This window comes from Rhizobium sp. CECT 9324, from assembly GCF_918741265.1.
GTDB lineage: Bacteria > Pseudomonadota > Alphaproteobacteria > Rhizobiales > Rhizobiaceae > Allorhizobium.
This window is the reverse complement of the sequence record NZ_CAKKMZ010000002.1, coordinates 1,078,191-1,100,099: the sequence shown is the minus strand read 5'-3', so window position 1 is coordinate 1,100,099 and position 21,909 is coordinate 1,078,191. Positions and strand designations below refer to the sequence as shown.

The window sequence follows — 21,909 nt, the reverse complement described above, 5'->3', positions numbered from 1 at the left end:
ACAATTCCCCCTCGCCCGTTCACTGCTTGATCACCGGCGTCTGACGCTGGGCGAGCTTCAGGTCCTCTACCTGCTTCAGCGTTGCAACGGTGCGCTCATGGGCCGATAGCTGCTGAGCGGTCCGCATGACCGGCCACGCTTCTTTCAGCCGCCCCTTCTCTCGAGGTGCCAGCCCCTCGGAAAGCTCGTCGAACAGCTGGCCATGTGGTTCGCGTGCCGTGTTGGTCAGAAGCGTGCGCTCGCCGAACCGCTCGGTCACCGCCTTGCCGAAACCGTCGATCTCGGCCTTGGTTTCGCGGTTGCTCAATGCGTATGCCGCAGCAGTGGGAAGATCATTGCGATCGATCGCGTCGCGCACCCGTTCCAGCACGGTCTGCGCCGCCGGCGACAGAGCCGGTATATCGATCGACACGCGTTGGCGCATCATCTTCTCCTCACCTCCGATCCGCTGGAGGGCAACCTCACGGATCCGAAGGTAGGTTTCGATCTCCCGCTTCAGCGCTGGCACGTTGAGTTCCGCAACCCGACGGTCTTCGCGGTCAAACTTACTGGCGAGAATACCGGTCTTTCCCCTAAGCGGGCCGACTGACGCAGGCTCAAGAACAAGTTTGTCGAGCGTCTGCGCTGCCACCTGTTTGTCGGCGAGGACCGCATCGAAGTCCATTGCGCGGAAGGCGGTCTCGGGATCAGCAAACACGCAGCGGAAGCGGGTCGAGACCTCCTCCCATTGGTGTCTCACAGCGGGATCATCCGCTACCTTCCGATCGACGGCATCGCTCAGTGGTACCGGAAACAGTGTTACGCCAGACACCATCGGGCGGGTCTCCTTGGTCGTTTGAGTTTTCAGGGTTTGCAGCAGGCCAAGCCGTTCGCCGACTGTTCGCAGGCGGGTCGCCAGATCGGCAAGCTTCGACTTCTGCTGCAGCGTCCAGTCGAGCCGGTCGCGCAACAAGGTCCGGGCGACCTGAACGATGTGCAGGCCGCGGTTTTCGGCAAAGGCGAGCGCTGGGCGATAGAGACTGCCGCGCTCGTAGTCGAGCGTGGTCTCCTTGGCATTCCTGCGCGACAGGATTTTCGTCAGACCACCGGCTTTCGCGAAGGAACGGCTGCCATAATAGACTGCCAGATCCTCGCGGTGGCGGGTCATCGCGACATAGATGAGATGACGATCGAGCGAGAGGCTGGCCAGCACCTTCACCCGGTCGACCGTCGCACCCTGGCTCTTATGGATCGTCGTGGCATAGCCGTGATCGAGATTGTTGTAGAAGCGCTGCTCGACCAACACCTGACGCCGCTGATCGCCCTCGCCCACCACGACGGATATCCGGTTCGGCGCGGCCTCGACGACAAGGCCGATCATGCCATTCTTGACGCCAAGCGAACCCTCGTTTTTGAGGAGGATGATCTGGTCGCCGGTATCGAAATGGCGGATACCATCTGCCGTCTTGAACGCATGGCCTTCACTGAGAATGCCGCGCTCGACAAGCTTTTCACGCGCCAAGACATTGAGCATGCGCACGTCGCGGCGCAGGTGCGCCAGCATCAACATGGATTTCTTCGGATCGTAATCACGGTTCCAGTCGGCAACCAGGTGTTCGACAGCCTGAGCCTTCAGCTCCGCCCCAAGCACCCTGCCCTCGGAACGATAGGCAGCGAGCGCTTCGCTAACGCGGCCATGCGCCAGATCGAGCGAGGCTTTGCGCATCCAGTCTTCTCGCTGGCGATAGATGGTTTCCAGTTCGGCATAGCCAATTCGATCGGAGATGGCGCGAAACGCAGCGCCCGCTTCGATCGGCTGAAGCTGCTCGGGGTCGCCAACAAGCACAAGCTTGGCACCCGACCTGACCACGGCCTCGACAAACCCGACCATCTGCCTGGACGCGACCATGCCGGCCTCGTCCATGACAAATACTGTCCTGGCATCGAGCGTGTCGCGGTCCTTCCTCCAGCACAGCTCCCAGGATGCCAGCGTGCGGCTCTGGATCCCTGCTTCTTTTTCCAGACCCTCTGCCGCCTTGCCGGCAAGCGCTCCACCGACGACGCGATAACCAGCAAGTTCCCAGGCTTCGCGGGCAGCCTTCATCATCGTGGTCTTGCCAGCGCCAGCACGTCCAACGACCGCTGCTATGCAGGCAGAACCGGCGACGTGCTCGATCGCCGATCGCTGCTCATCCGATAGACGGGCATGGCGCGCGAAGGTCGCCTCCAGCACCGTCTTGGAAACAGCATGCGTTTCCCGCTCGGACAGCCAGAGTGATCGCCGTGCCATTTCCACTTCGAGCCGGATCAGCTCCCGCGTCGTGTATCGTGCCGGCAACCTCTGTCCGGTCGCGAACTCGATTGTGTCGCACTGCAGGCGCAGAGTTTCCGGGGCCTGGAGAATGCGCGCCAGGAGCTGCTGGAAAATTCCGGTATCGTCGATATAACGATGCAGCACCTTCGCCACATCGCGCTCGTCGAATACACTCTTCTCACGGGTGATCAGGTCAAGCACGATGCCTGGGCTACGAAGAATTCGGCGAGCATTCTCACTGCGCCGCTGCTCGTTCAACTCGATCCGCTCGAGCTCCGGACGCACGCCCTGTTCTTTGGTCTTGCGCTCGATCGCCTTGGCGCCGACGCCGAGATGGATGGTTGGCTCCAGGTCGATGCCCTGCTTCTCGAAGGATTGGCCGTCGATGCGAAGATCGATACCACCCAGCGCCAGGTGGTGGTTCTGACGTTCGAACCATCCATCGCGCAAGATGTTGAAGTCGTCCGTCGAGCCGGCCCAGAGCTGGTACAGGATCTTGCCGGTTTTGGTGCGGACTGGCTGGCCATCCTCTCCTGTCACCGCGACTTTCTTTGCCCCGAAACCATCTTCCGTCAGCGGGCGCAATGTCGTCATCAGATGGATGTGCGGATTGCCGGGGTTGTCGTGATAAACCCAGTCCGCCACCATGCCCTTGGCGAGAATGTGTTTTTCCACGAAGTCGCGAACCAGGGCAATGTTCTGCTGCGGCGTCAGCTCCAGTGGAAGAGCGATGGTCAGGTCCCGGGCAAGCTGCGCGTCGGAGCGTTTCTCGAACGTCTCGGCCTTGTTCCAGAAGGCTTCGACCGCGCCGGAGACAGAGCGGTCAGCAATCAACGCCCGTGCCCATTTCGGGGCATCGACGGGAAGCACAAACTCTTCGTGCAGCAGGCCCTGCTTGCGGGTGTAGTCGATGGTGCGGGCTTCGCGCTCGTATTCCATCTTGGCGCAGTGCCGGTACGCAGCAGACAGCACGGCGCTGCGGCCGTCGCCGCGGCTGACAATGCTGGCTGAGAAATGGGCGATGGCCAAGGCGATGAAATCCCCAAAGTTTAAACCTTCGTTTGTCGGGAGCGGCGGTCCAGCCCGGCCCCGCCAGGGCCGTGAGCAACACGTCGCGTCAGCGACGTATAATTGCGCCCTTGGAACCGCTCCTTCGGAACGGCGGGATCATCCACCAAAGCATCGGCTTTGCCGATCTGCAGATCTGCAGATTCCCTTCGTTAAACATCCAGGGAATTCTTGGCGTCGCAAGCAACGCCAAGGACCGCAAGGAGAACGACCGGAATGAAGAAGCCATCGTCGAAGATCAGGGAAGAGATAGCCAGATTGCAGGACCAGTTGAGAGCAGCTGAAACACGCGAGGCCGAACGCATCGGCCGGATCGCGCTGAAAGCCGGCATTGGTGAGATTGAGATCGACGAAACGGAGCTTCAGACGGCCTTCGAGGGGATTGCGAGACGGTTTCGCGGAGGGAAAGCGGTTTCGACGGATAAGAAAAACGGCGGGGACGTCCGAACTGGCAGTGGTACGCCTGCGTCGGACGCGTCTGGCACGGATGCGGGCGGATCTAGTGAGGCTTAATCGGATGGCGAAGGCGATGACGACGGAAGCGCGAAAGAAGGACACACGCGAGAAAATTGCGCTCGGCGGCCTGATCGTGAAGGCGGGCTTGCGTTATGAGAAACGGGCGCTGCTACTCGGCTTACTGATCGAAGCCAGCCACCGTATCAAAGGCAATGAGGCCGAGCGCTCGCGGCTGACGGCTCTCGGCGCGGAGGCGTTCGGCAATGACAGCGAATAGGCTCCGTCTCGGGATTCTTCCTGCAATCATCATGCTGGTCGTCATGTTCGGGACGACGGGCATAGAGCATCGGCTAGCACCTCTGGGAACGAGCGCGCAGGTTAAGCTTTTCCTCGGCCGTGCCGGTCTCGCCCTGCCCTACATCGCCGCCGCCGCAATCGGCGCCATCTCGCTGTTCGCAGCAAACGGATCCGCCAATATCAAGGCAGTCGCACTGAGTGTGCTTGCCGGGAACGGCGCAGTCGTGGTCATCGCGGTCGCCCGGGAAGCAATCCGGCTTGCCGGCATCGCAGGCAGCGTACCGACAGGGCAATCGGTCCTCGCCTATGCCGATCCCGCGACCCTGCTCGGCGGGAGCGCTGCATTCTTCAGCGCAGTGTTTGCCTTGCGAGTCGCCATCAAAGGCAACGCCGCGTTTGCTCAAGGAGGGCCAACGCGCGTCAGTGGCAAACGGGCAGTGCATGGTGATGCCAACTGGATGAGCTTGGCTGAGGCCGAGAAACTGTTTTCCGATGTGGGCGGCATCGTCGTCGGCGAGCGATACCGGGTCGATCGTGACAGTGTCGCGGCAATGGCGTTCCGCACTGACAATGCGCAGAGTTGGGGTGCCGGCGGCAAGTCGCCGCTGCTCTGCTTTGACGGCTCATTCGGCTCATCGCATGGCATTGTCTTTGCTGGCTCTGGCGGTCTCAAGACGACGTCCGTGACAATCCCGACGGCGCTCAAATGGGGCAGCGGGCTCGTTGTGCTCGACCCGTCAAGCGAGGTCGCGCCGATGGTCGTTGATCATCGACGCAATGCCGGCCGGAAAGTGATCGTGCTCGATCCCACCGAACCGGGCGTTGGTTTCAACGCGCTCGACTGGATCGGCCGTCACGGGAATACGAAAGAAGAGGATATCGTCGCCGTCGCGACATGGATCATGACAGACAATGCACGTGCGGCCTCGGCGCGTGACGACTTCTTCCGCGCGTCGGCCATGCAACTCCTGACCGCGCTGATCGCCGACGTCTGCCTGTCGGGACATACCGACACCAAGGACCAAACGCTGCGCCGTGTCCGCGCCAATCTATCCGAGCCCGAGCCTAAACTGAGAGAACGGCTGACGCAAATTTACCAACAGTCAGACTCCATCTTCGTGCGCGAGAACGTCGCAGTATTTGTCAACATGACGCCAGAGACTTTTTCTGGCGTGTATGCCAATGCAGTGAAAGAGACCCACTGGCTCTCCTATCCGAACTATGCCGCCCTAGTGTCGGGCAACAGTTTCTCGACCGACGACCTGGCGGCTGGCATCACGGACGTCTTCATCGCTTTTAACCTTAAAGTTCTGGAAGCCCATCCAGGATTGGCGCGGCTTGTTATCGGCTCCTTTCTCAATGCGATCTACAATCGCAACGGGGAGGTCGCGGGCCGCACCCTTTTCCTCCTTGAGGAAGTTGCACGCCTCGGATATCTGCGCATCCTGGAAACGGCCCGTGACGCCGGACGCAAGTATGGCATCAGCCTCGCGCTGATCTTCCAGTCGATCGGGCAGATGCGCGAAGCCTATGGCGGCCACGATGCCAGTTCGAAATGGTTCGAGTCTTCATCGTGGATTTCGTTTGCGGCGATCAACGACCCTGAAACGGCCGAATACATATCCAAGCGTTGCGGCGACACGACGGTCGAGGTGGATCAGACGAACCGCTCTTCCGGAACGAAAGGATCATCGCGCTCACGGTCGAAGCAACTCACTCGCCGTCCGCTGATCCTCCCGCACGAAGTACTACGCATGCGTGGCGACGAACAGATCGTCTTCACGGCAGGAAATGCGCCACTACGCTGCGGTCGGGCCATCTGGTTCAGGCGCAAGGATATGAGCGCCTCCGTCGGCGAAAACCGGTTTCACAGGCAAGCCCAAAAAGGGTCGGGAGCCAATGAGACGGATCCCGCCCAGGAGAATTAAGGAGACGAGAATTTGAGAATTTTACCGCCTATCGCCGCCCTATCGGCCATGGTGATCTGCCTCGTCGTATCTGTGGGGTTAGCACAGGAGCCGAAGAGCTCGAGCGAATTGTTTTCAGTTTGCGGAAAAGGGCAACGGATCACTTGCGTGGTGGACGGCGATACGTTCTGGCTCCGAGGCGAAAAGGTCCGGATCGCCGACATCGACACGCCGGAGCTCAGCCCGCCAAGATGCGAGCGTGAACGCAAGCGTGGCCTTGCGGCGAAACAACGTCTGCTCGACATCCTCAATTCGGGCCCGCTCTCGTTCAAGGTTGGCGCCAGAGATGAAGATCGATTCGGCCGGAAACTCAGGATCGTCTACCGAGATCGGCGTTCGGTCGGCGATATGCTCGTCGCCGAAGGCTTGGCTCGGAAGTGGGAAGGATCACGACGGAGTTGGTGCGAATGAAACGCACGGATCAACGTTGTGAATCGATAGCGCCCGTCCGATTCAAAACTCTCATTGGACCGCCGGATCCGAACGCGCGATTCTGCTTTTATGATCGTGCAGCCCTATCACATCTATGTCGAGCGTATCGCGCCGGAAAAGAACATGGCGCGGTTCTACGCCCTTGCCGTCCAGCCGACATTGTTCGGCGAGGTGTCACTTGTGCGCACCTGGGGCCGGATCGGTACGCGCGGACAGCAAATGGTGCATTTCTTTGACAACGAGAGCCAGGCCATCAACCTATTCCTCGACATGCTTCGCCGAAAGCGCAAACGGGGTTATCGGCCGAAACGACCTGTGGACATCCTACGGATCTGATCCTCGTCGCCGTCGTCGCCGATGACAATCCGGTCATAAGCTGACACGGATTTTATCTTTGCCAACAAAATGCGAGGAATTCCATGACGACCACCAATGAAATCGCCGACAAGATTGCAACCGATAACGGCCTGACGAAGGTTCAGGCCAAGGGCATTGTCGAGGCCGTCTTCCAGGCAATCGCCGATGCCGCGGGCTCCGACGCTGAAACCTCGATCCCCGGCTTCGGGAAATTCAAAGTGAAGGCATCGCCCGAGCGCGAGGGTCGCAATCCCGCGACTGGAGAGAAGATGACGGTCGCGGCTTCGAAGAAGCTGACCTTCGCGCCTGCCAAGGCGATCAAGGATGCACTGAACAAGTGATCCCTGACATGGAGAGCCCCGCCTCGCGGCGGGGCATCCAGTATCAGTCCCGGTTCGACCGGGACCAGATGACGGAGAGGCCTTCCTCGCCTTCGACCTCGATCAGCGTTGCGTAGATCGGGGCCGGGAAGCTCGGGTCGTCGAGCTTGACCGAGAGGAAGTCGCGGCCTTCGTTAGGGGTCTTCTTCCAGGCTGCGCCGAACTCCGTAGCTCCGGCGAAGATGCGGTAGTCAGGGCCTTTGTCGCTAGTGCGCTCCACGGCGCGGATGATTGCCTTGACGTTGAGGTTGAGGGTCTTGACGGTGCCGGAGAAGCCGTTTCCGGAAGTGGTGAAAGAGCCGATAGTTGCCATTGTCGTAGTCCTTTTCGGTTGTTCGGGCCGCGTCCATCGCGGCCTCGATGGCAGTCGATTGGACCAGAGACGATCGGCCTGCACCTGAAAGGCCGAAACGGAGTGGAGGACGGCCAGGGAGAGGCTTTCTTGGTCACCGCGAGGAATGGGCGCTTCAGCGCACAGGGGAAGAAAACGAGCCGGCCGTTGCGTATGCCGATCGAGCAGAGCATCGCGAGGCGGTCTTTGGTCAGACATGCCCCATCGAGACAGCAGTGGACGTACCAGATGGCAGTTGAAGGGAAACGACATTGGCATCGTCGGGCGGCGCCAATGGGAATGGATGCGTAGCGCCCACAAGCCCCAAACAAGTGGTCAAAGCCAACGAACGGAGAAGGGCGGGTGCAGGGAATGGCGCATCGCTTTTTCGCCCAGCTGGTTGTGGCGCCATGCCTGAATGACAATGCCGAGGCCGGCAATCCTCTCACTCGCAGCTTCAGCCGGGCCACGCCCCGGCCGGAAGACCTACCTGTGCTTCAAGCCGATCGATGTTTTCCGCCGGTCAACCCGTTCCTTAAAACCACGAACGGCCGGGTCGAGTGGAGCAACCTGGCCGCCAATCGACTTCACCGAATTTAGTGATAGCCTTGCGTGACATCCGCAAGCGGCGCGGCTTTACCCTCGAGTGCGAGGCACGCGCTGGGCCATGCACCTTCATCCGCTCGCAACGCCGTCTGAATCCAGGCGAGTGTCAGACGCCTCAAAGCTTCCAGCTGGTCGGGTGCCTCAGTTTCTGTTTCCTTCGCGCCGTCCAACATCAAGAGCGCACTCGCGCCCGGCGCATCGTGAAACGCATCCGCATGCCATTCGGGGCCGCGGTTTGTGAAATACGGATCGTCCGCATCACCGCAAACGACAAGGCTGCGTGTCGTCATTGTCGAGAAATCAACGTCGAAGAACGGAAATCGCGTGGCGTTCTCTTCGGTCATGTTCTTTCCCCTGCGTCCGGGCGCAGCCAACAGGATCCCGGCCGAGATGCGTGGATCGTAGAAAACCTCATCATTCAGCTGGGCGCCCAGTACGAGCCCGACTGTGTGCCCGCCGAAGGAATGACCGGCCGCCGCGATCCGCGAATGATCCAGCCGTCCCGAAACAGCGGGCGCCTGACGTTCGATCTCGGCCAAATGGTCAAGTATTGCTCGAAATTCCTCGACACGCTCGCGCCAGAAGAACGGCGCGCCGGATGAATCCGAAGGCAGTCCGCCAACGCGCGAACTCGCATGCGTCGGTTGGATCACCGCGAGGCGGGCGGTAGCTTCACCCTAGATGCGTTGGCCGCGTATGCGGTAGCTCTCCTCTTTCCCTCATCTCTTTCAATTCCTCATTCCAGTCTTCACATCGCGGCCTCAGCCGCGAGAAATCGCAACCGGCGCATCCCGCCGTCTGGCGCAGGCGATCAGCAAAAACCTCACCCTGGACGTTGTTGTCGGTTGCGGCCACCAGCCATGCGCCCTCGCCGGAGGCTAAGTTTTCCAACGCGAGCGCGGTTAAAGGCGACCAACCGCCTCCGGTGCTGACATAGAGCGTGTCGAATCTTGTCTGCTCGATCGCGGCCAGGCTGAGCGCATCGATCGCGGCCTCCGTGACACAGATCCGACGAGCGTCGTTCATTCCAAACTGGAAGAGCGCCTTGCTCCCGCCGGTGGAAAACCCGCGCCAGTCCGCACCGCGCTCCTCCCAGCCGATGACGGCGCCAGCCCCATCGACATGCTTCGCCCACATCGAGCCATATGGGCCTTCCCGAAGAACGTCTGCATCGATCGCCGCAGAGATGACCTGCCGTGGCAGCGCCCGGTTCTGTCGAAGATAGCTCCACGTCGCCGACGCTCGCCACGGCCGTTTTCTATGGTTCCAGCGGTCAGCGACCGAAGCTCCTGTTTGCGTTTGGCGGAGAGGCTTCTCCCAAGTCGGTGTGGTCGGCTGAAACGCAACGAGATCGCCGACCACCGCGAGGGTCTCGGCAAAGCCGATCCCATGCAGATAGCTTGCGAGCGCGAAAACATCGCCCTTGGCATCCGAACGAGCATCGAACCAGCCCCTGTCGTCGTGTATTACGATGATGATGTCGTCGCCGCGCCGGAATTTGACTGCCCGGCGTGTGCTCTCTTTCCTGTCCATCGCGAAGCCCTCATGCTCAAGGAGGGCTGCGCAGCCCACTCGCGTACGTAGCTCTTCGATGTCATTCTTTTCCATTTCGCCTCCTCTGCTTTCTAACTGTTCGGGCTGTCAGCACCCAGGCCAGAAAGATCGAAGCGCGCAAGGGCGCAGTTCGCAAGGTGCAGATCTGCAGGACAAGCTCACGGCGAACGGTCGGCGATAGGCAAGTCTTGAAAGGATGTGAACCGGCGGCCAGTCAAATTTCGCTCAACTGTTTATGGAACAAAGGTCAGCGCTTGGTCACAAAACTTGCCGGGAAATCCTCTCCATCGCCTATCACCGGGGTCCTCGGCTGTTCGCCACCCTCGCACTTGCAAGACGACCCGTACCGGACCGCGGCTGCGGTCGAAGACCGGTCGCATGCGACCGGTCTTCGACAGACATTATTGTGCAGCTTCTTCAATCAGATCAGCGACGGCCTGCGGCTGGGAGACCATGACCACATGCGAGGCGCCGTTCAAGACAACCGTGTGTTTTGAGCTTGCTCGCTCAGCCATGAAGCCAAGCGCCTGGGCAGGGATGTTCTTATCGCCGTCACCATAGATGAAGTATGAGGGCAACGCTTTCCACGCCGGCTTGCCGGACTTTTCTGTCAGAGCGGCCTCAGTGATCGGCCGCTGGCCGGCGGCCATCAGCGCAGCTTCGTCAGCATCCACGTCGTGAGCGAACTGATCCCGGAACTTTGCCTGATCGATCGAGAGGTCAGTGCCCCCGTCGGCAAGCTTCACTGGGGCGGCCAGCGCCTGACCGAGCGTGCCACCCGGGAACTTGCCGGCAAGATCGGCAGCCGCCTCCCCTTCATCCGGCGCAAATGCCGCCACAAAGACTAACGACTTGACGTTTTCCCTACCGTTGGCGGCGGTGGTGATCACTTGGCCGCCATAGGAATGGCCAATGAGCACCACGGGACCTTTGATGCTGGCGACGATATCGGAAACATAGGCTGCGTCGGAGGAGACACTACGCAGTGGGTTGGCGGTGGCAACGACATTGTAGCCATCCTTCTGCAGGATCCGGGTGACACCGTTCCAACTCGAGGAGTCAGCAAAGGCTCCATGAACGAGTACAATGGTGGGCTTGGCAGGTTGGGCAACCGCGTTCCCCGACAGCAGAGCGCCGACGACGGCAAGACTTGCAACGAACTTTGACATGATAGGTCCCTTTTTTAGGTTGTGCTTAATAGATAAGACGATGGTTTTACTCGCGCATCACGCAGCCGGCGTTCAGCCGCGGACAAAGGCGAGCACGTCAGCGTTGAAACGATCGGTCTCGGTCTCTGCCAAGCCGTGGGAGCCGCCGGAATAGACGTTCAGCGTGGCATTGGGCACGATTTCGACCGCGCGGTGGGCAGAGGCATCGATCGGCACGATCTGGTCGTCATCGCCATGGATGATCAGGGTCGGGCGGTCGATGCTCTTTAGATCCTGCGTATAGTCCACTTCGGAGAACTCACGGATACAATCATACTGCCCTTTGATGCCGCCCTGCAGACCGATGCGACGGAAGTTTTCCCGCAAGGTGTCATTGGTGTCGACACCATCACGGTTGAAACCGTAGAAGGGCACCGTCAGATCAAAGAAGAATTGCGAACGGTTCTTCGCTGTGTTTGCGCGGATGTTGTCGAATACTTCGAGGGGCGTCCCATGTGGATTGGCCTCGGTCTTCAGCATCAGTGGCGGGACTGCACCTACCAAAACCACCTTGGCTATACGTGCCGTGCCATGTCGGCCGATATAGTGCGCGACCTCACCGCCGCCGGTAGAATGGCCGACAAGGATCAAGTCCAGCAGATCAAGGTGAGCTATCAGCTCCGCTAAATCATCGGCATACCGATCCATATTGTTTCCATCGAAGGAATCGTCGGATCTGCCATGGCCACGACGATCATGGGCGATGACCCTAAAGCCGTTCTGACTGAAAAACAGTATCTGCTGCTCCCAGGCGTCAGAGGACAGAGGCCAACCATGTGAGAATAGGATTGGCTGGCCCACTCCCCGGTCCTGATAAAAGAGTTTGGTGCCGTCTGTGGTGGTAAAGATTGTCATGCTGCTCCCTCGCATCCCCGCCAATGTACATTGGATCCTATGTATATTCACACCTCTATATTCCGTTCCATTCCCAGAAGTCAATCTTGCGCAATTAGTTGGTCGACGATTTTATTCGAGTGAAAGCGAACACGGACATTGACGCGGGGAAACGGGTTGAACCCAGCCAAACTGTACCCGTCCCCCGCCGAGGCTCGAATTGCGTATCTCGAAAGTGCGCGTTCATTTTTCCATCACGACGAGGGGCAGATCAGTCTTGACGACATACGTCGCTAGCTCGGACGCCTCGCCGTCACCGACGTTCTTGGCCACGTGCGCTGCTCCTGCCGGAATGAAGAGTGACTCCCCGGTTTTGAGCGTGACTGGCGGCTTGCCTTCGAGCTGATATTCAATCGAGCCCTTCAGAACGTATGCGACTTCTTCGCCCGGATGCGAATGCTTGATGGAGACTGCGCCTGGGGCGAAGTCAACCCGCGCCTGAACGACTTCCAGGCCAGGGGCACTGATTTCATTCTGGACCAGGTCGGTACGTGTCAGAGCAGATTTCTCCTGCGCGAGCGCCATGAACGCAAATGCGGAACCTGCGATCAGAAAGGTGGCAGCAATGGTGTGGGTCAGTTTCATGTCAGTATCCTATAGCGCGTAGATCGAGAGCACGCTGCGATTGCTGCGTTTTCACACTCCATCAGCACGGACATATGAACCTCGCGGTGTATGGGTGATGTGTCGGCCACGGCTCCTTTTTGTAAGCTAGTGTAGCGAGCCTGAAAGGCTAACCCGCACATATCCGGCTTGACCGCGTCCATGGTTCTCGGCAGTGCAGTGCGCGACTTAAAACGCACTGATAGAAAGGGAAAAAACGATGGGGCCTTGACCGTACCTCATCGCCGAAAGCATCAGTTGTAAGGTCGCTTTCGCCTCAAGTGCGCTACGCGCGGTCTTCCTGATCGTGAGAAGAGGAGAAGGGGATCGCACGGCTCGACGGATGCTCCCCCTCGACCTGCTTCCTGTTGGAACCATCGAGCTGGCGCTGCAAAAGCGAAGACTGCAGCAGGAGCAAGATTGTAGGCGCGAGGAGAAGCAGAAGAGCCTGACACTTCAGCTTCCTCCCCCAAACGAATGAGGTCCGCCTTCTCAAGCCGACCTATCTTTGTCTCTTGAGAATGCCAACCATTCGATTGACGCCGACGTCTTCAACCGTCTCGATGCTAAATACCGCGCAATGGCTGACAAAGCCGAAAAGTCGACATGATCCTCGAGTTTTCAAGGGAGGCCGGAAGCCATCTAAAGCAGATCGCTGATTGCTTTGCCGAGCACAATCCACGGCGCGCTCTCATTCATTCGGAAGCTGCGCAGCAGGTGTGAAGATCTCGTCATCAACCCAAACGGCCTCGCCCTCGTCCCACGCTACGAACACCATGGTATCCGTCTGCGCGTTCACTGCAATTACCTGATCTTCTATCGCGCTGAACCAGCTAAGTTGGTCATCGTACATATCCTGCATGGCGCCACGGACTATGGCGTGTTTCGCGCGTAAGTGAGGAAAAAGGCTGGTAGTGCCGCAGCATGATATCCCCTCCCACGCCGTTTCAAAATTTTCGTCTTGAACATCGGTCGCAAAGACTTTGCGCTTGAAGCGCTTGTCTGCCGCTTCATCGCTCTGCGTCACTCACATCATGACGGAACAGGCCTCCATTGCGTGAAACACGGCATATCAATCCTCAAATACCCAGCCATCGAAAAGCTTGCGGGTAGTGCGCAGAAACGAGCACTCGCCAAGCCCGCCGGGCGCTTCCTTGTCAAGACGCAGCAGGATTTCCATGTTGCCGGTCGGGTGCTCGACGGCGACGGTCTTGTCCTCCCCTACCGGAAGAACAGCCATGGAAGCCGCCGGGCTTTCTGGGAACATGCAGGCCGTTGCAACGCTCAGCGCACCGAAGACGCCAATGGAGGCGTGGACCCGGTGCGGAATAAAGCTGCGAGTCATGATCGCGCCGCCTGCGGTCGGAGGCGCGACGAGCGTCATTTTCGGCACGGACTTCTTTGCGACATCCCCGAGGTTCATCAGGGGACCGGCGGCAAGACGGAGGCGTTCGATGCGCGCCTTGACGGTTTCGTTGGCTTCCAGTTCCTCGCGGCTTTCATAACCTGTCAGGCCGAAATCCGTGGCACGCATGACGACGACGGGCATGCCGTTGTCGATCAGCGTACAGGTCACGCCGTCAATCTCGGTTGCAGCGGAGCCGGTCGGCAGCAACGCCCCGCAGCTGGAGCCAGCAGCATCGGTAAAGGCGAGGTACACCGGCGCCGCCGATCCCGGAACGCCATCGATGCGTGCATTGCCGGCATAGACGGGCCGACCATTCTCCGTGCGGATCCGCGCGATTGCTGATTGTGCCGTATTCACCATGAAGATGCGGATCGAGGTCTCGCCCTCCTCGGCCTTGACGAGCCCGCGCTCGATGGCAAAGGCGCCCACACCCGCAAGAATGTTGCCGCAGTTCTGGTTGTCGCTGACAAGCGCCTGGTCGACAAAGACCTGCAGGAACAGGAAGTCGACGTCGAAGCCAGGGCGGGTTGATACCTGCACCACGGCAACCTTGCTGGTCAGCGGGTCTGCGCCTCCAATGCCGTCGATCTGGCGCGGATCGGGCGAACCCATGATGCGCAGCAGAAGCCGGTCTCGGGCGGCGGGATCCACAGGCAGGTCGTCGGCCAGGAAATAGGCGCCCTTGGAGGTACCACCCCTCATCATCATGCACGCGATGCCGTTTGGCGCCATGTCCTTCACTCCTATCGATATGTGTTCAGGGAAGCGGGAGGTCGAGCAATTTGCCGAACAAACCGTAGGCGATCACCCAGAAGCCGATGCCCGTCGCAACCGCCCGTATATACGGCCTGTCACCCGGGAAGAGCAGCGTCGCCACGCCCGTGCCCAGGCCAAGACACAGCGCGAGGCCGATCCAGTTGGCGCTCAGTGCCACCGCGACGAAGAGCCCAAGCAGGCCGGCAACGCGCGGCATGTCGACCCTGCCGCTCGACCCGCCGAGATCAACGCCGCGCAAGACCTGCACCAGATAGACCGCAGAGACGATGAGGCCGAAGACGGAGACCTGCATCGGCAGCGAGCCGGGCCCGACGTCACCGCGTGAATGGCCAGCCGGCAGAGCAAGGCTCATGAAGAGAAACGCCCCATTCCAGGCGCAGAAGATGAAGGCCGCGATTAGATTCTGCCGGAAATGCTTGCGCGTGGCCTCTCCCCCCGATGGGGAGGAGAGGTGGGAACCTGGAACAGCCGAAGCCTGGTTTGTCATTGGGCCAGTCCATTCGCCTTCAGGAATTCGAGCTGGTTGGCAAGGTCGCTCGCCGCGCGCTTGGTGAAATCCTCTTCCTTCCAGTCCGGGCTGTCCTGGAACTGCTCGGTCTGGAACTTCTTCCAGTCTGCCGATGCGGTGACCTTGTCGACTGCAGCCTGGATGGAGTCGACAACATCGTCGGGTGTCCCGGCCTTCACGGCGATGCCGCGCCAGACCGCGCCTTCGATGTCGTAGCCCTGTTCCTTGAAGGTCGGCGTGTCAGGCAGGAATTCGCTGCGCGTTTCGGTGGAGATGCCCAGCAGCCTGATGTCGCCATTCTTGACCTGCGCAAGCCCGGTGGAGGGCGTCATCATGGCGGCGTCGATATGCTTGCCGAGCAGGGCGAGTGTTACCTTGCCGGACGCATCGTGCGGAATCCAGCCGCTCTCGAAGCCACCCGACTTCATCAACTGGTAGAGCATGTACTGGTGGAAACCGCCCGGCGCATGGCCGCCGACCTTCTGACCGCTCGGATTCTCCTTCATGTATTTCACAAAATCGTCGACGGTATTGAACGGGCTGTCGGACAAAACGGCCAGCGAGGATGGTTCCGACTGCATGGCGCGCAGCATGCGGAAATCCTTGAGTTCGAAGGGAATGAGCCCCTGGGCGATGCCGAAGGTCAAAGTTCCCGTGAAGACGAGGATATTATAGCCGTCCGCGGGCTGGGTCATGATCTGCGAAACGCCGACCGCACCGCTGCCGCCTGGCCGGTTGTCAACCTTGACGCTCCACCCGGATTCCTTTTCGAGAAGCTCGGCAAGTTTGCGGCCATAGGTGTCGAGTGCTCCTCCAGCACCCGCCCAGACCACGAGCGTCACGGACTTCTCCGGGAAAACGGCCGCCATGGCCGGCGTCGGCAGGGCGACACTCGACAAGGCGAGCGCCAGTCCCAGAGCGGCCCCTGCCATGCGTGAGCCGAATGTTCTTCTGTTGATGGTCATGTCTTCTTCTTCTCCTCCTGTTAAAATTTTGATCAAAGCGCGACGCTGTTTGCTGCCTCTTCAGCAATCCGCCGCGCACGGCGCGCCTGTAGCCGTCGCCACAGCGGCGTCAGCAAGCTGACGAGGCTCAGGACGAGGAACAGCAGGCTGACCGGATCGGTGATGAAAATCATGTAGTCGCCCTGCGAGGACACAAGCGCGGTCCGGTAGTTGGATTCCACGAGATAGCCGAGCACCATCGCCAGAATGATCGGCGCGACCGGGAAATGCAGCTTCTTCATGAGATATCCGACAAGGCCGAAGCCGAGCATCAGATAGACGTCGAACATCAGATTGCGGATGGCGAAGGCGCCTAGCACGGCGAAGGCCATGATGCCGACGGCAATCACCGCATCCGGAAGCCGCATCACACGGGCCATCAGCGGCAGGAACAGGGAGCCGGCGGCATACTGCACCAGGGATGCGATGATCGTCCCGAACAGGATGGCATATACCAGCGCCGGCTCCTCGGTGAAAAGCTGTGGTCCGGGGTGCAGGCCGTGCATGATGAGCGCCCCGACCATGATGGCGGTCGTCGGCGATCCCGGCACGCCGAGGGCGAGAAGCGGAACCAGCGCGCCGCCGACGGTGGCATTGTTGGCAGCCTCGGGCGCAGCAATGCCGTTCGCAGAACCGAGTCCATACTCTTCCGGATGGCGGTCACGGGCCCGTGCATAGTCGCGTGCGACCCAACAGGCGATGTTGCCGCCGACGCCGGGCAAGATGCCGAGCAGGGTGCCGATCACCGAGCCCGACAGCATGGACCGCCATGTCTCCTTCCACAGCGCGCCCGACATGAAGACGTGACCGACCTTGTCCTTGATGACAGGGGCCACCAACACGCGGTTTTCGATCATCACCAGCGCCTCTGACACGGCGAAGAGGCCGATCAGTGCGGCGAGGAAAGGCACGCCTTCATAAAGCTCGAACATGCCGAAGGTAAACCGCGGCGTGCCGGCGATCGGGTCGATGCCGATCGTTGCGAGCGCCAGGCCGAAAGCCCCGCAGACCAGACCCTTGACCAGCGAGCCGCCGGACAGTGCGGCAACCGAGGTGAGCCCGAAGACGCCGACGGCGAAATAGCCGGCAGGGCCGAATTTCAGGGCGAGCGACGCCAGTGGCATCGCCAGCAGCAGCAAGGCCAAACCGCCGAAGACGCCGCCCACGGTGGAGGCGGTCAGCGAGATGGAAATGGCCTCGTTCGCCTTGCCCTTGCGCGCCATTGCGTAGCCATCGATCGCGGTGGCCGCGGCCGCGGCCGTGCCCGGTGTCGACAGAAGGATCGCGCTGATCGACCCGCCGTATTCGGCCGAGGTGTAAAGCGAGATCATCATCAGCATGCTGAGTTCGGGGCCGAGATTGTAGGTGAACGGAATGAGCAGGCTGAGCCCGATCGACGGGCCGAGGCCCGGCAGGGCGCCGATGATGATACCGAGCAGAGCGCCGATGATGAGGACTGCCATGCCCGAAAGCGAGAAAATGACGCCGAGCGACTGGATAATTCCGTCCATGTCAGATGTCCTTTGCCAGACGGCGGGCCAGCACAGGCACGAAACCGCGATATCCGTCCGTTACAGCAAGACCCTGATCCTTCATGGCCGCGTGCGCTGCGGCGATCGTCTCGCAAGCGGCACGCGACATATGGGCCCGGAGCCCGAAGGACTCGATAGTATCGGCGGCTTCGGTCATCTCGGTGACGCGACGCACACCGTGTTCGAAGGTTCGCGACAGGTAGTAGTCCGCGACCTGGCGCCAGTCGAGGCCCGGAAAGGTCTCCCCGACCGAGTCGAGAATGCGTTCGGTGACGCCGGCCCGCTCCGCCGAGGACAGCGCCTCGATCAACAGCGCTTCCACGCCCTTGATCATCACCGAGCGGATCATCTTCAGCGACGAGGCCTGCCCGGGTGTGTCGCCGACAGCTTCTAGATTCATGCCAAGCGCGTTCAGCCGCTCGGCCGCTTCAGCCGCCCGCTTCCCGGCGACCAGGATGGGCACCTTTTCCGCATAGGGCGGTACGCGCGCCATAACGGCGCCCTCGACGAAGCTGCCCTTGCCGGTGGCGATTTCGCTTGCGGCCAGCGCCTTGGTGTCCGGACCAACGGAGTTGAGATCGATGAAGATGGCATCCTGTGAGAGATAGGGCGCCGCCGAAGTGGCGACTGCCTTTGTCGCTGCTCCGACAACCAGCGACAGGACGACATCGGCCAAAGCGATGTCTGCCATGTCATCCAGCGGCCGGACGCCGCGCTGGGACGCTGCTTCGCGCAGAGCGGCCGAGGTGTCTGGATCCCTGAAACGCAGGTCGTAAGCAACGAGCCGCGCGGCATTGCGGCCGTTCAGTCCCCCGGCGATGGACTGCGCGGCTTCGCCGAAGCCGATGAAAGCAATCGTAGTCATTCGTCCTCCCTTGCGGAAAAGGTTCCTCCCCCTTTTCCGACTTTCATTCAATCAATGTAGGTCAGCCCCTTGGCGGCGAGCGTTTCGCGCATCTTGTAGATATCAAGACCAAGTTCTCCCGCGGCCAGTCGCTCGCGGCTCTGCCGCTCCTTGTCAAGCCTAGCCTTTGATGTCTGGAGTGCGATGTCCGCGTCCGCCTTCGGCACGACCATCACGCCATCATCATCGGCAATGATCACGTCACCAGGTGCGATGCTGACGCCGGCGCAAACAATGGGGACGTTGACAGAACCGATCGTCGCCTTGACGGTGCCCTGCGCCGAGATGAAACGCGACCAGACAGGAAAGCCCATTGCCTCGAGTTCCGCAATGTCGCGAACACCGGCATCGATCACCAGGCCCCGCACGCCGCGCACCTTGAGCGAGGTTGCCAGCAATTCGCCGAAGTAACCTGCGTCGCAAATGGATGTCGGAGACACAACAAGAATGTCACCCTCCCGGCATTGTTCAACGGCAACGTGGATCATCCAATTGTCGGCGGGCGGGATCGACACTGTGACCGCGGTGCCTGCCACCCGGGCACCCCGCCAGATTGGCCGCATGTAGGACTGCATCAAGCCGATGCGGCCCATGGCCTCGTGCACGGTCGCGACACCGCATTCTGCAAGGGCATCCACGACAGCGAGGGGCGCCCGCTCGATGGTCCGATGAACGACGCTCATGCCAGCGCTCCATGACCAAGCGTACCGGTCACATGCGGGAAGACCGCCTCGTAACCTTCGCCATAGATGATTTTGTAATCGGAGTTGCGCGACGCCTGAACACCGCGCTGGAGCGCCACACGGGTATAATATTCCCAAAGATGTTCCTGGCCCTCCATGCACTGGATGGCGGCCAATTTCTGCTCCCATACTCCGGTAATGTCGAGAAGGAAACTGGGGGTCCAGTTGCACTGTTCAGGCTGATGCGGCTCGAAGAGATAGACCGGCGGAGCGCCGAGGACCGGCACCTCCGGCCTGTGGCCATGGGCCTGGGCAATGACGCGCGCATGCTGGGCGAACTCGGTCGCCATCGGGTGATCGAAGTTATAGGGGTCCTGACGGGAGTGCGTCAGCACGAATTCAGGACGGATCCCGCGATAGAGATCGACCAGTCGATCAAATGCGTCCGGCGTGATCTGCAGGGGATAATCGCCAAGATCGTAGAACTGGATATCGTGCACGCCGAGTGCCTTGGCGGCGTTTTCCGCTTCGCGCTTGCGGTCGGCCTTCACGGCCTCCAGCGTCATGCCGGGCTTGCGCCACAGCTTGGCCGATTCGCCCCTTTCGCCAAATGACAGGCACACGACGGTGACGTCGTATCCGAGCTTTGCATGAGCGGCGATCGCACCGCCTGCCCTCCAGACAAAGTCGGCGGAATGGGCGCTGACCACCAGCGCGGTTTTCTGATGCATATCGATGCTCCTCCACTTTTCGAGGCTCACACTGTCATCTATCGGACCCCTGGTGTTAATACGAAAGCCGTTCGGCGTTATAGTTATTTGCGAATCAGCTTGTGAGGCAGAATGACCGGCATCGATCTCAATCTTCGTCATCTGCGCGCCTTCATGGAGGTATGCAGGACGGGCAGCCTCAATCGCGCCGCCCTTGAACTCAATGTTTCGCAGCCCTCCGTCTCGGTGGCGCTTTCTGGTGTCGAGGCTCGCTTCGGCGTCAAACTGCTGGATCGGTTTACCGCTGGCAGCCAGCCCACGACTGCTGGCGAAGTGCTTCTGGCGCGGCTACGCCGCATGGATGACCAATTGGCGCTGGCGCTGGGGCAGGCACTCGGCGCGAGTTCGCAGCGCGAGCCCGCCCTGATCTCCAAAACCCTTGCTCGAATCAGCTTTCGCCAGATCCGGGCGCTGATCGCGCTTGCTGGCAGCAGCTCGATAACAGAGGCGGCACGCGCCGGCGGCAGCTCGCCGGCAGCACTGCATCGCACGCTTCACGAATTGCAGGCCAATGTCGGCAAGGCAATCTTCGTGCGCGGCCCGAGCGGCGTGGCTCCCAACAGCGTTGGTCGCCGTCTCGCAATGCACTGTCAGGTCGCTCTGACCGAACTCGAACAGGCGGTCGACGAATTGAAGGAAGTCGAGGGCCGCATGGAGGGCCGGATCAAGATCGCTTGCCTCCCCCTCGCCCGCACTTTGCTTCTGGCGCGCGCGCTCAATCGCCTTCTTGCGGCCCATCCAAATGCCCGTATTGAGGTGATCGACGGCTCCTACGAACTTCTGTCCCAGCAGTTGCGCGTCGGGGCAAGCGACATCCTGATTGGCGCCTTGCGCTCGGCAAGCGATCTGGCGGGACTGAAAACCGAAGCGCTGTTCGATGACCCTTATGCGATCGTGGGACGGCCGGCACATCCGCTTATGTCACGCAGCAAAGGCGCTTCGCTGCGCGACCTCGCAGGACAGGAATGGGTGGCCCAACGCCCAGGGACCCCTATTCGCGCAGCCTTCGAAGCGCTGTTTGAAAATGGTCCCGCCTCTCCCCGCACCAGTATCGAGACAAGTTCGCTCGTGCTGACCCGCGCCATCATGATGGAAAGCGACCGCTTGTCCATGCTCTCCCGTCGGCAGATCGCCATCGAGGAACGCGAGGGCATGCTGACATGCGTGCCCGTTGCCGAGACTGTGCGCCAGCGGCTTGGCACCCGCACCATAGGCATCACCATGCGCGAGACCTGGCTGCCAAGCCGACTGCAATCCATTTTCCTCGATCACATCCGCCTTACGGCGTCGAGGCTGGAATCGGAGTGACTGCGCCTCCAGGCGGTCGCCCCGAGCACGAAACCTTCCTCGGCCAGACAGACGCCTGCCACTCGAGCGTGCTGGTCACCGATGTCACGGGAAAGACCAGTTCAAGATCGCCGCCTTCTACCACAGTCGGCCAGCGCCCCAGCTTGCCAGTGACGACGCTGGTCCGCTCGTAGAGCTTGCTCAGCAGGTGGAAGAGCAGCGTTGCGCCTGAGGCACTGAACGGACGATATCTCAATTCGCCAGAATCAGCAGATCGAGGCGAACCAGGTCTCGGCAATCTGGCCGGCCTTATCTCTGACCTTGTCCTGCTTGAGCGCGTTGACCAATTCGATCATAGAGAAGAAGCGGACCTTTCGGCGGTGATGCCGCGACGTGGGCCTCTCCGACGAAATCCGGGTTCAGGTTGCCGGCATCGGCGCGCTTGCCGCCCAGTACTGCCGGGCACAAGCGCTGAAGCGGCTCGACCCTTCGGTCGCGTCATGCCGATCGATCTGCTGCGCGTACCCTTGCCGCCATCGTCGGTCACTACGCCTATGCCGAAGCCATCGACCTCGGGGGCTTCCTCGACG

Annotated in this window: 21 protein-coding genes and 4 pseudogenes; 10 read left to right on the top strand and 15 right to left on the bottom strand. The window is 60.6% G+C overall.

Annotated elements, in window-relative coordinates:
* Positions 1-19 precede the first annotated feature (19 nt).
* The gene (gene traA / locus LQ231_RS24915; RefSeq protein ID WP_230174760.1) at positions 20-3,322 is read right to left on the bottom strand and encodes a Ti-type conjugative transfer relaxase TraA; all 3,303 of its coding nucleotides are present in this window, start codon (positions 3,320-3,322) and stop codon (positions 20-22) included.
* A 255-nt stretch (positions 3,323-3,577) separates the two neighbouring features.
* On the opposite strand from traA, the gene traC reads away from it, so the two are divergent.
* The 6 genes from traC to LQ231_RS24885 all read left to right on the top strand — a co-directional run bounded on the left by traC (position 3,578) and on the right by LQ231_RS24885 (position 7,211).
* Positions 3,578-3,874 (top strand): conjugal transfer protein TraC, encoded by a 297-nt coding sequence (gene traC, locus LQ231_RS24910; RefSeq protein WP_230174758.1) that lies wholly within the window; start codon positions 3,578-3,580, stop codon positions 3,872-3,874.
* Between the two features lie 4 nt (positions 3,875-3,878).
* Entirely contained in the window at positions 3,879-4,094 is a 216-nt protein-coding gene (locus tag LQ231_RS24905) for a type IV conjugative transfer system coupling protein TraD (protein ID WP_230174756.1), read from the top strand.
* Positions 4,081-6,042 (top strand): Ti-type conjugative transfer system protein TraG, encoded by a 1,962-nt coding sequence (gene traG / locus LQ231_RS24900; RefSeq protein ID WP_230174754.1) that lies wholly within the window; start codon positions 4,081-4,083, stop codon positions 6,040-6,042. Before LQ231_RS24905 ends, traG begins: the two co-directional genes overlap by 14 nt.
* A gap of 147 nt (positions 6,043-6,189) precedes the next feature.
* On the top strand, positions 6,190-6,492 hold the full coding sequence (locus LQ231_RS24895) for a thermonuclease family protein (RefSeq protein ID WP_356637526.1): 303 nt from the start codon (positions 6,190-6,192) through the stop codon (positions 6,490-6,492).
* 90 nt (positions 6,493-6,582) lie between these two features.
* Positions 6,583-6,849 carry a WGR domain-containing protein gene (locus LQ231_RS24890; protein ID WP_230174750.1) on the top strand — a complete coding sequence of 89 codons (267 nt, stop codon included), beginning with the start codon at positions 6,583-6,585 and terminating at the stop codon, positions 6,847-6,849.
* Between the two features lie 83 nt (positions 6,850-6,932).
* Positions 6,933-7,211: an HU family DNA-binding protein gene (locus LQ231_RS24885; RefSeq protein ID WP_230174748.1), complete on the top strand. Its 279-nt coding sequence runs from the start codon at positions 6,933-6,935 to the stop codon at positions 7,209-7,211.
* A 43-nt stretch (positions 7,212-7,254) separates the two neighbouring features.
* Here LQ231_RS24885 and LQ231_RS24880 read toward each other — a convergent pair whose 3' ends face one another.
* The 3 genes and pseudogenes from LQ231_RS24880 to LQ231_RS24870 form a co-directional block, all read right to left on the bottom strand.
* Positions 7,255-7,563, bottom strand: coding sequence for a DUF736 domain-containing protein (locus LQ231_RS24880; protein WP_230174746.1), 309 nt, complete (start codon positions 7,561-7,563; stop codon positions 7,255-7,257).
* Between the two features lie 614 nt (positions 7,564-8,177).
* Positions 8,178-8,843 (bottom strand): annotated as a pseudogene (locus LQ231_RS24875) (dienelactone hydrolase); the annotation flags it as partial.
* 16 nt (positions 8,844-8,859) lie between these two features.
* On the bottom strand, positions 8,860-9,795 hold the full coding sequence (locus LQ231_RS24870; RefSeq protein ID WP_230174744.1) for a DUF3991 and toprim domain-containing protein: 936 nt from the start codon (positions 9,793-9,795) through the stop codon (positions 8,860-8,862).
* A gap of 196 nt (positions 9,796-9,991) precedes the next feature.
* Here LQ231_RS24870 and LQ231_RS24865 point away from each other — a divergent pair.
* A pseudogene (locus LQ231_RS24865) lies at positions 9,992-10,078 on the top strand (AAA family ATPase); the annotation flags it as partial.
* A gap of 64 nt (positions 10,079-10,142) precedes the next feature.
* Here the strand turns inward: LQ231_RS24865 and LQ231_RS24860 are convergent.
* The 3 genes from LQ231_RS24860 to LQ231_RS24850 form a co-directional block, all read right to left on the bottom strand.
* Positions 10,143-10,910 (bottom strand): alpha/beta hydrolase, encoded by a 768-nt coding sequence (locus LQ231_RS24860; protein ID WP_230174742.1) that lies wholly within the window; start codon positions 10,908-10,910, stop codon positions 10,143-10,145.
* A 72-nt stretch (positions 10,911-10,982) separates the two neighbouring features.
* A complete protein-coding gene (locus LQ231_RS24855; protein ID WP_230174740.1) occupies positions 10,983-11,804 on the bottom strand; it encodes an alpha/beta hydrolase in 822 nt (273 codons plus the stop codon).
* Positions 11,805-12,026: 222 nt separating this feature from the next.
* Positions 12,027-12,428, bottom strand: coding sequence for a cupin domain-containing protein (locus LQ231_RS24850; protein ID WP_230174738.1), 402 nt, complete (start codon positions 12,426-12,428; stop codon positions 12,027-12,029).
* Positions 12,429-13,052: 624 nt separating this feature from the next.
* Here LQ231_RS24850 and LQ231_RS24845 point away from each other — a divergent pair.
* Positions 13,053-13,341: pseudogene (locus LQ231_RS24845) on the top strand (type II toxin-antitoxin system RelE/ParE family toxin).
* Between the two features lie 177 nt (positions 13,342-13,518).
* On the opposite strand, the gene LQ231_RS24840 reads toward LQ231_RS24845, so the two are convergent.
* Genes LQ231_RS24840 through LQ231_RS24810 form a run of 7 tightly spaced genes read right to left on the bottom strand, consistent with a single transcriptional unit; the run spans position 13,519 to position 19,993 of the window.
* Positions 13,519-14,586: a 4-oxalomesaconate tautomerase gene (locus tag LQ231_RS24840; RefSeq protein ID WP_230174736.1), complete on the bottom strand. Its 1,068-nt coding sequence runs from the start codon at positions 14,584-14,586 to the stop codon at positions 13,519-13,521.
* A gap of 25 nt (positions 14,587-14,611) precedes the next feature.
* Positions 14,612-15,118 carry a tripartite tricarboxylate transporter TctB family protein gene (locus LQ231_RS24835; RefSeq protein WP_290371388.1) on the bottom strand — a complete coding sequence of 169 codons (507 nt, stop codon included), beginning with the start codon at positions 15,116-15,118 and terminating at the stop codon, positions 14,612-14,614.
* Positions 15,115-16,104 carry a tripartite tricarboxylate transporter substrate binding protein gene (locus tag LQ231_RS24830; RefSeq protein WP_230174733.1) on the bottom strand — a complete coding sequence of 330 codons (990 nt, stop codon included), beginning with the start codon at positions 16,102-16,104 and terminating at the stop codon, positions 15,115-15,117. The genes LQ231_RS24835 and LQ231_RS24830 overlap by 4 nt, the downstream gene beginning before the upstream one ends.
* A gap of 32 nt (positions 16,105-16,136) precedes the next feature.
* Complete coding sequence (locus tag LQ231_RS24825) at positions 16,137-17,654, bottom strand: tripartite tricarboxylate transporter permease (RefSeq protein WP_230174732.1); 1,518 nt, start codon at positions 17,652-17,654, stop codon at positions 16,137-16,139.
* Between the two features lies 1 nt (position 17,655).
* Complete coding sequence (locus tag LQ231_RS24820; protein ID WP_230174731.1) at positions 17,656-18,540, bottom strand: DUF1932 domain-containing protein; 885 nt, start codon at positions 18,538-18,540, stop codon at positions 17,656-17,658.
* A 47-nt stretch (positions 18,541-18,587) separates the two neighbouring features.
* A complete protein-coding gene (locus LQ231_RS24815; RefSeq protein ID WP_230174730.1) occupies positions 18,588-19,262 on the bottom strand; it encodes a 4-carboxy-4-hydroxy-2-oxoadipate aldolase/oxaloacetate decarboxylase in 675 nt (224 codons plus the stop codon).
* A complete protein-coding gene (locus tag LQ231_RS24810; protein ID WP_230174729.1) occupies positions 19,259-19,993 on the bottom strand; it encodes a PIG-L deacetylase family protein in 735 nt (244 codons plus the stop codon). Before LQ231_RS24810 ends, LQ231_RS24815 begins: the two co-directional genes overlap by 4 nt.
* A gap of 111 nt (positions 19,994-20,104) precedes the next feature.
* Here LQ231_RS24810 and LQ231_RS24805 point away from each other — a divergent pair, with 111 nt between their 5' ends.
* The gene (locus LQ231_RS24805; protein ID WP_230174727.1) at positions 20,105-21,340 is read left to right on the top strand and encodes a LysR family transcriptional regulator; all 1,236 of its coding nucleotides are present in this window, start codon (positions 20,105-20,107) and stop codon (positions 21,338-21,340) included.
* The gene (locus LQ231_RS24800) at positions 21,337-21,513 is read left to right on the top strand and encodes a hypothetical protein (protein ID WP_230175089.1); all 177 of its coding nucleotides are present in this window, start codon (positions 21,337-21,339) and stop codon (positions 21,511-21,513) included. The genes LQ231_RS24805 and LQ231_RS24800 overlap by 4 nt, the downstream gene beginning before the upstream one ends.
* Here LQ231_RS24800 and LQ231_RS24795 read toward each other — a convergent pair.
* A pseudogene (locus LQ231_RS24795) lies at positions 21,492-21,696 on the bottom strand (ATP-binding protein); the annotation flags it as partial. The gene LQ231_RS24800 and the pseudogene LQ231_RS24795 overlap by 22 nt on opposite strands.
* Positions 21,697-21,909 lie beyond the last annotated feature (213 nt).

Excerpts from the sequence above, each read along its gene's own strand:
- LQ231_RS24830 (WP_230174733.1), bottom strand. The coding sequence starts at position 16,104 with ATGACCATCAACAGAAGAACATTCGGCTCACGCATGGCAGGGGCCGCT.
- traG (WP_230174754.1), top strand. The coding sequence starts at position 4,081 with ATGACAGCGAATAGGCTCCGTCTCGGGATTCTTCCTGCAATCATCATG.
- LQ231_RS24850 (WP_230174738.1), bottom strand. The coding sequence starts at position 12,428 with ATGAAACTGACCCACACCATTGCTGCCACCTTTCTGATCGCAGGTTCC.
- LQ231_RS24870 (WP_230174744.1), bottom strand. The coding sequence starts at position 9,795 with ATGGAAAAGAATGACATCGAAGAGCTACGTACGCGAGTGGGCTGCGCA.
- LQ231_RS24825 (WP_230174732.1), bottom strand. The coding sequence starts at position 17,654 with ATGGACGGAATTATCCAGTCGCTCGGCGTCATTTTCTCGCTTTCGGGC.
- LQ231_RS24890 (WP_230174750.1), top strand. The coding sequence starts at position 6,583 with ATGATCGTGCAGCCCTATCACATCTATGTCGAGCGTATCGCGCCGGAA.
- LQ231_RS24820 (WP_230174731.1), bottom strand. The coding sequence starts at position 18,540 with ATGACTACGATTGCTTTCATCGGCTTCGGCGAAGCCGCGCAGTCCATC.
- LQ231_RS24815 (WP_230174730.1), bottom strand. The coding sequence starts at position 19,262 with ATGAGCGTCGTTCATCGGACCATCGAGCGGGCGCCCCTCGCTGTCGTG.
- LQ231_RS24855 (WP_230174740.1), bottom strand. The coding sequence starts at position 11,804 with ATGACAATCTTTACCACCACAGACGGCACCAAACTCTTTTATCAGGAC.
- LQ231_RS24905 (WP_230174756.1), top strand. The coding sequence starts at position 3,879 with ATGGCGAAGGCGATGACGACGGAAGCGCGAAAGAAGGACACACGCGAG.
- LQ231_RS24810 (WP_230174729.1), bottom strand. The coding sequence starts at position 19,993 with ATGCATCAGAAAACCGCGCTGGTGGTCAGCGCCCATTCCGCCGACTTT.
- LQ231_RS24840 (WP_230174736.1), bottom strand. The coding sequence starts at position 14,586 with ATGGCGCCAAACGGCATCGCGTGCATGATGATGAGGGGTGGTACCTCC.
- LQ231_RS24835 (WP_290371388.1), bottom strand. The coding sequence starts at position 15,118 with ATGACAAACCAGGCTTCGGCTGTTCCAGGTTCCCACCTCTCCTCCCCA.
- LQ231_RS24885 (WP_230174748.1), top strand. The coding sequence starts at position 6,933 with ATGACGACCACCAATGAAATCGCCGACAAGATTGCAACCGATAACGGC.
- LQ231_RS24805 (WP_230174727.1), top strand. The coding sequence starts at position 20,105 with ATGACCGGCATCGATCTCAATCTTCGTCATCTGCGCGCCTTCATGGAG.
- LQ231_RS24860 (WP_230174742.1), bottom strand. The coding sequence starts at position 10,910 with ATGTCAAAGTTCGTTGCAAGTCTTGCCGTCGTCGGCGCTCTGCTGTCG.
- traC (WP_230174758.1), top strand. The coding sequence starts at position 3,578 with ATGAAGAAGCCATCGTCGAAGATCAGGGAAGAGATAGCCAGATTGCAG.
- LQ231_RS24880 (WP_230174746.1), bottom strand. The coding sequence starts at position 7,563 with ATGGCAACTATCGGCTCTTTCACCACTTCCGGAAACGGCTTCTCCGGC.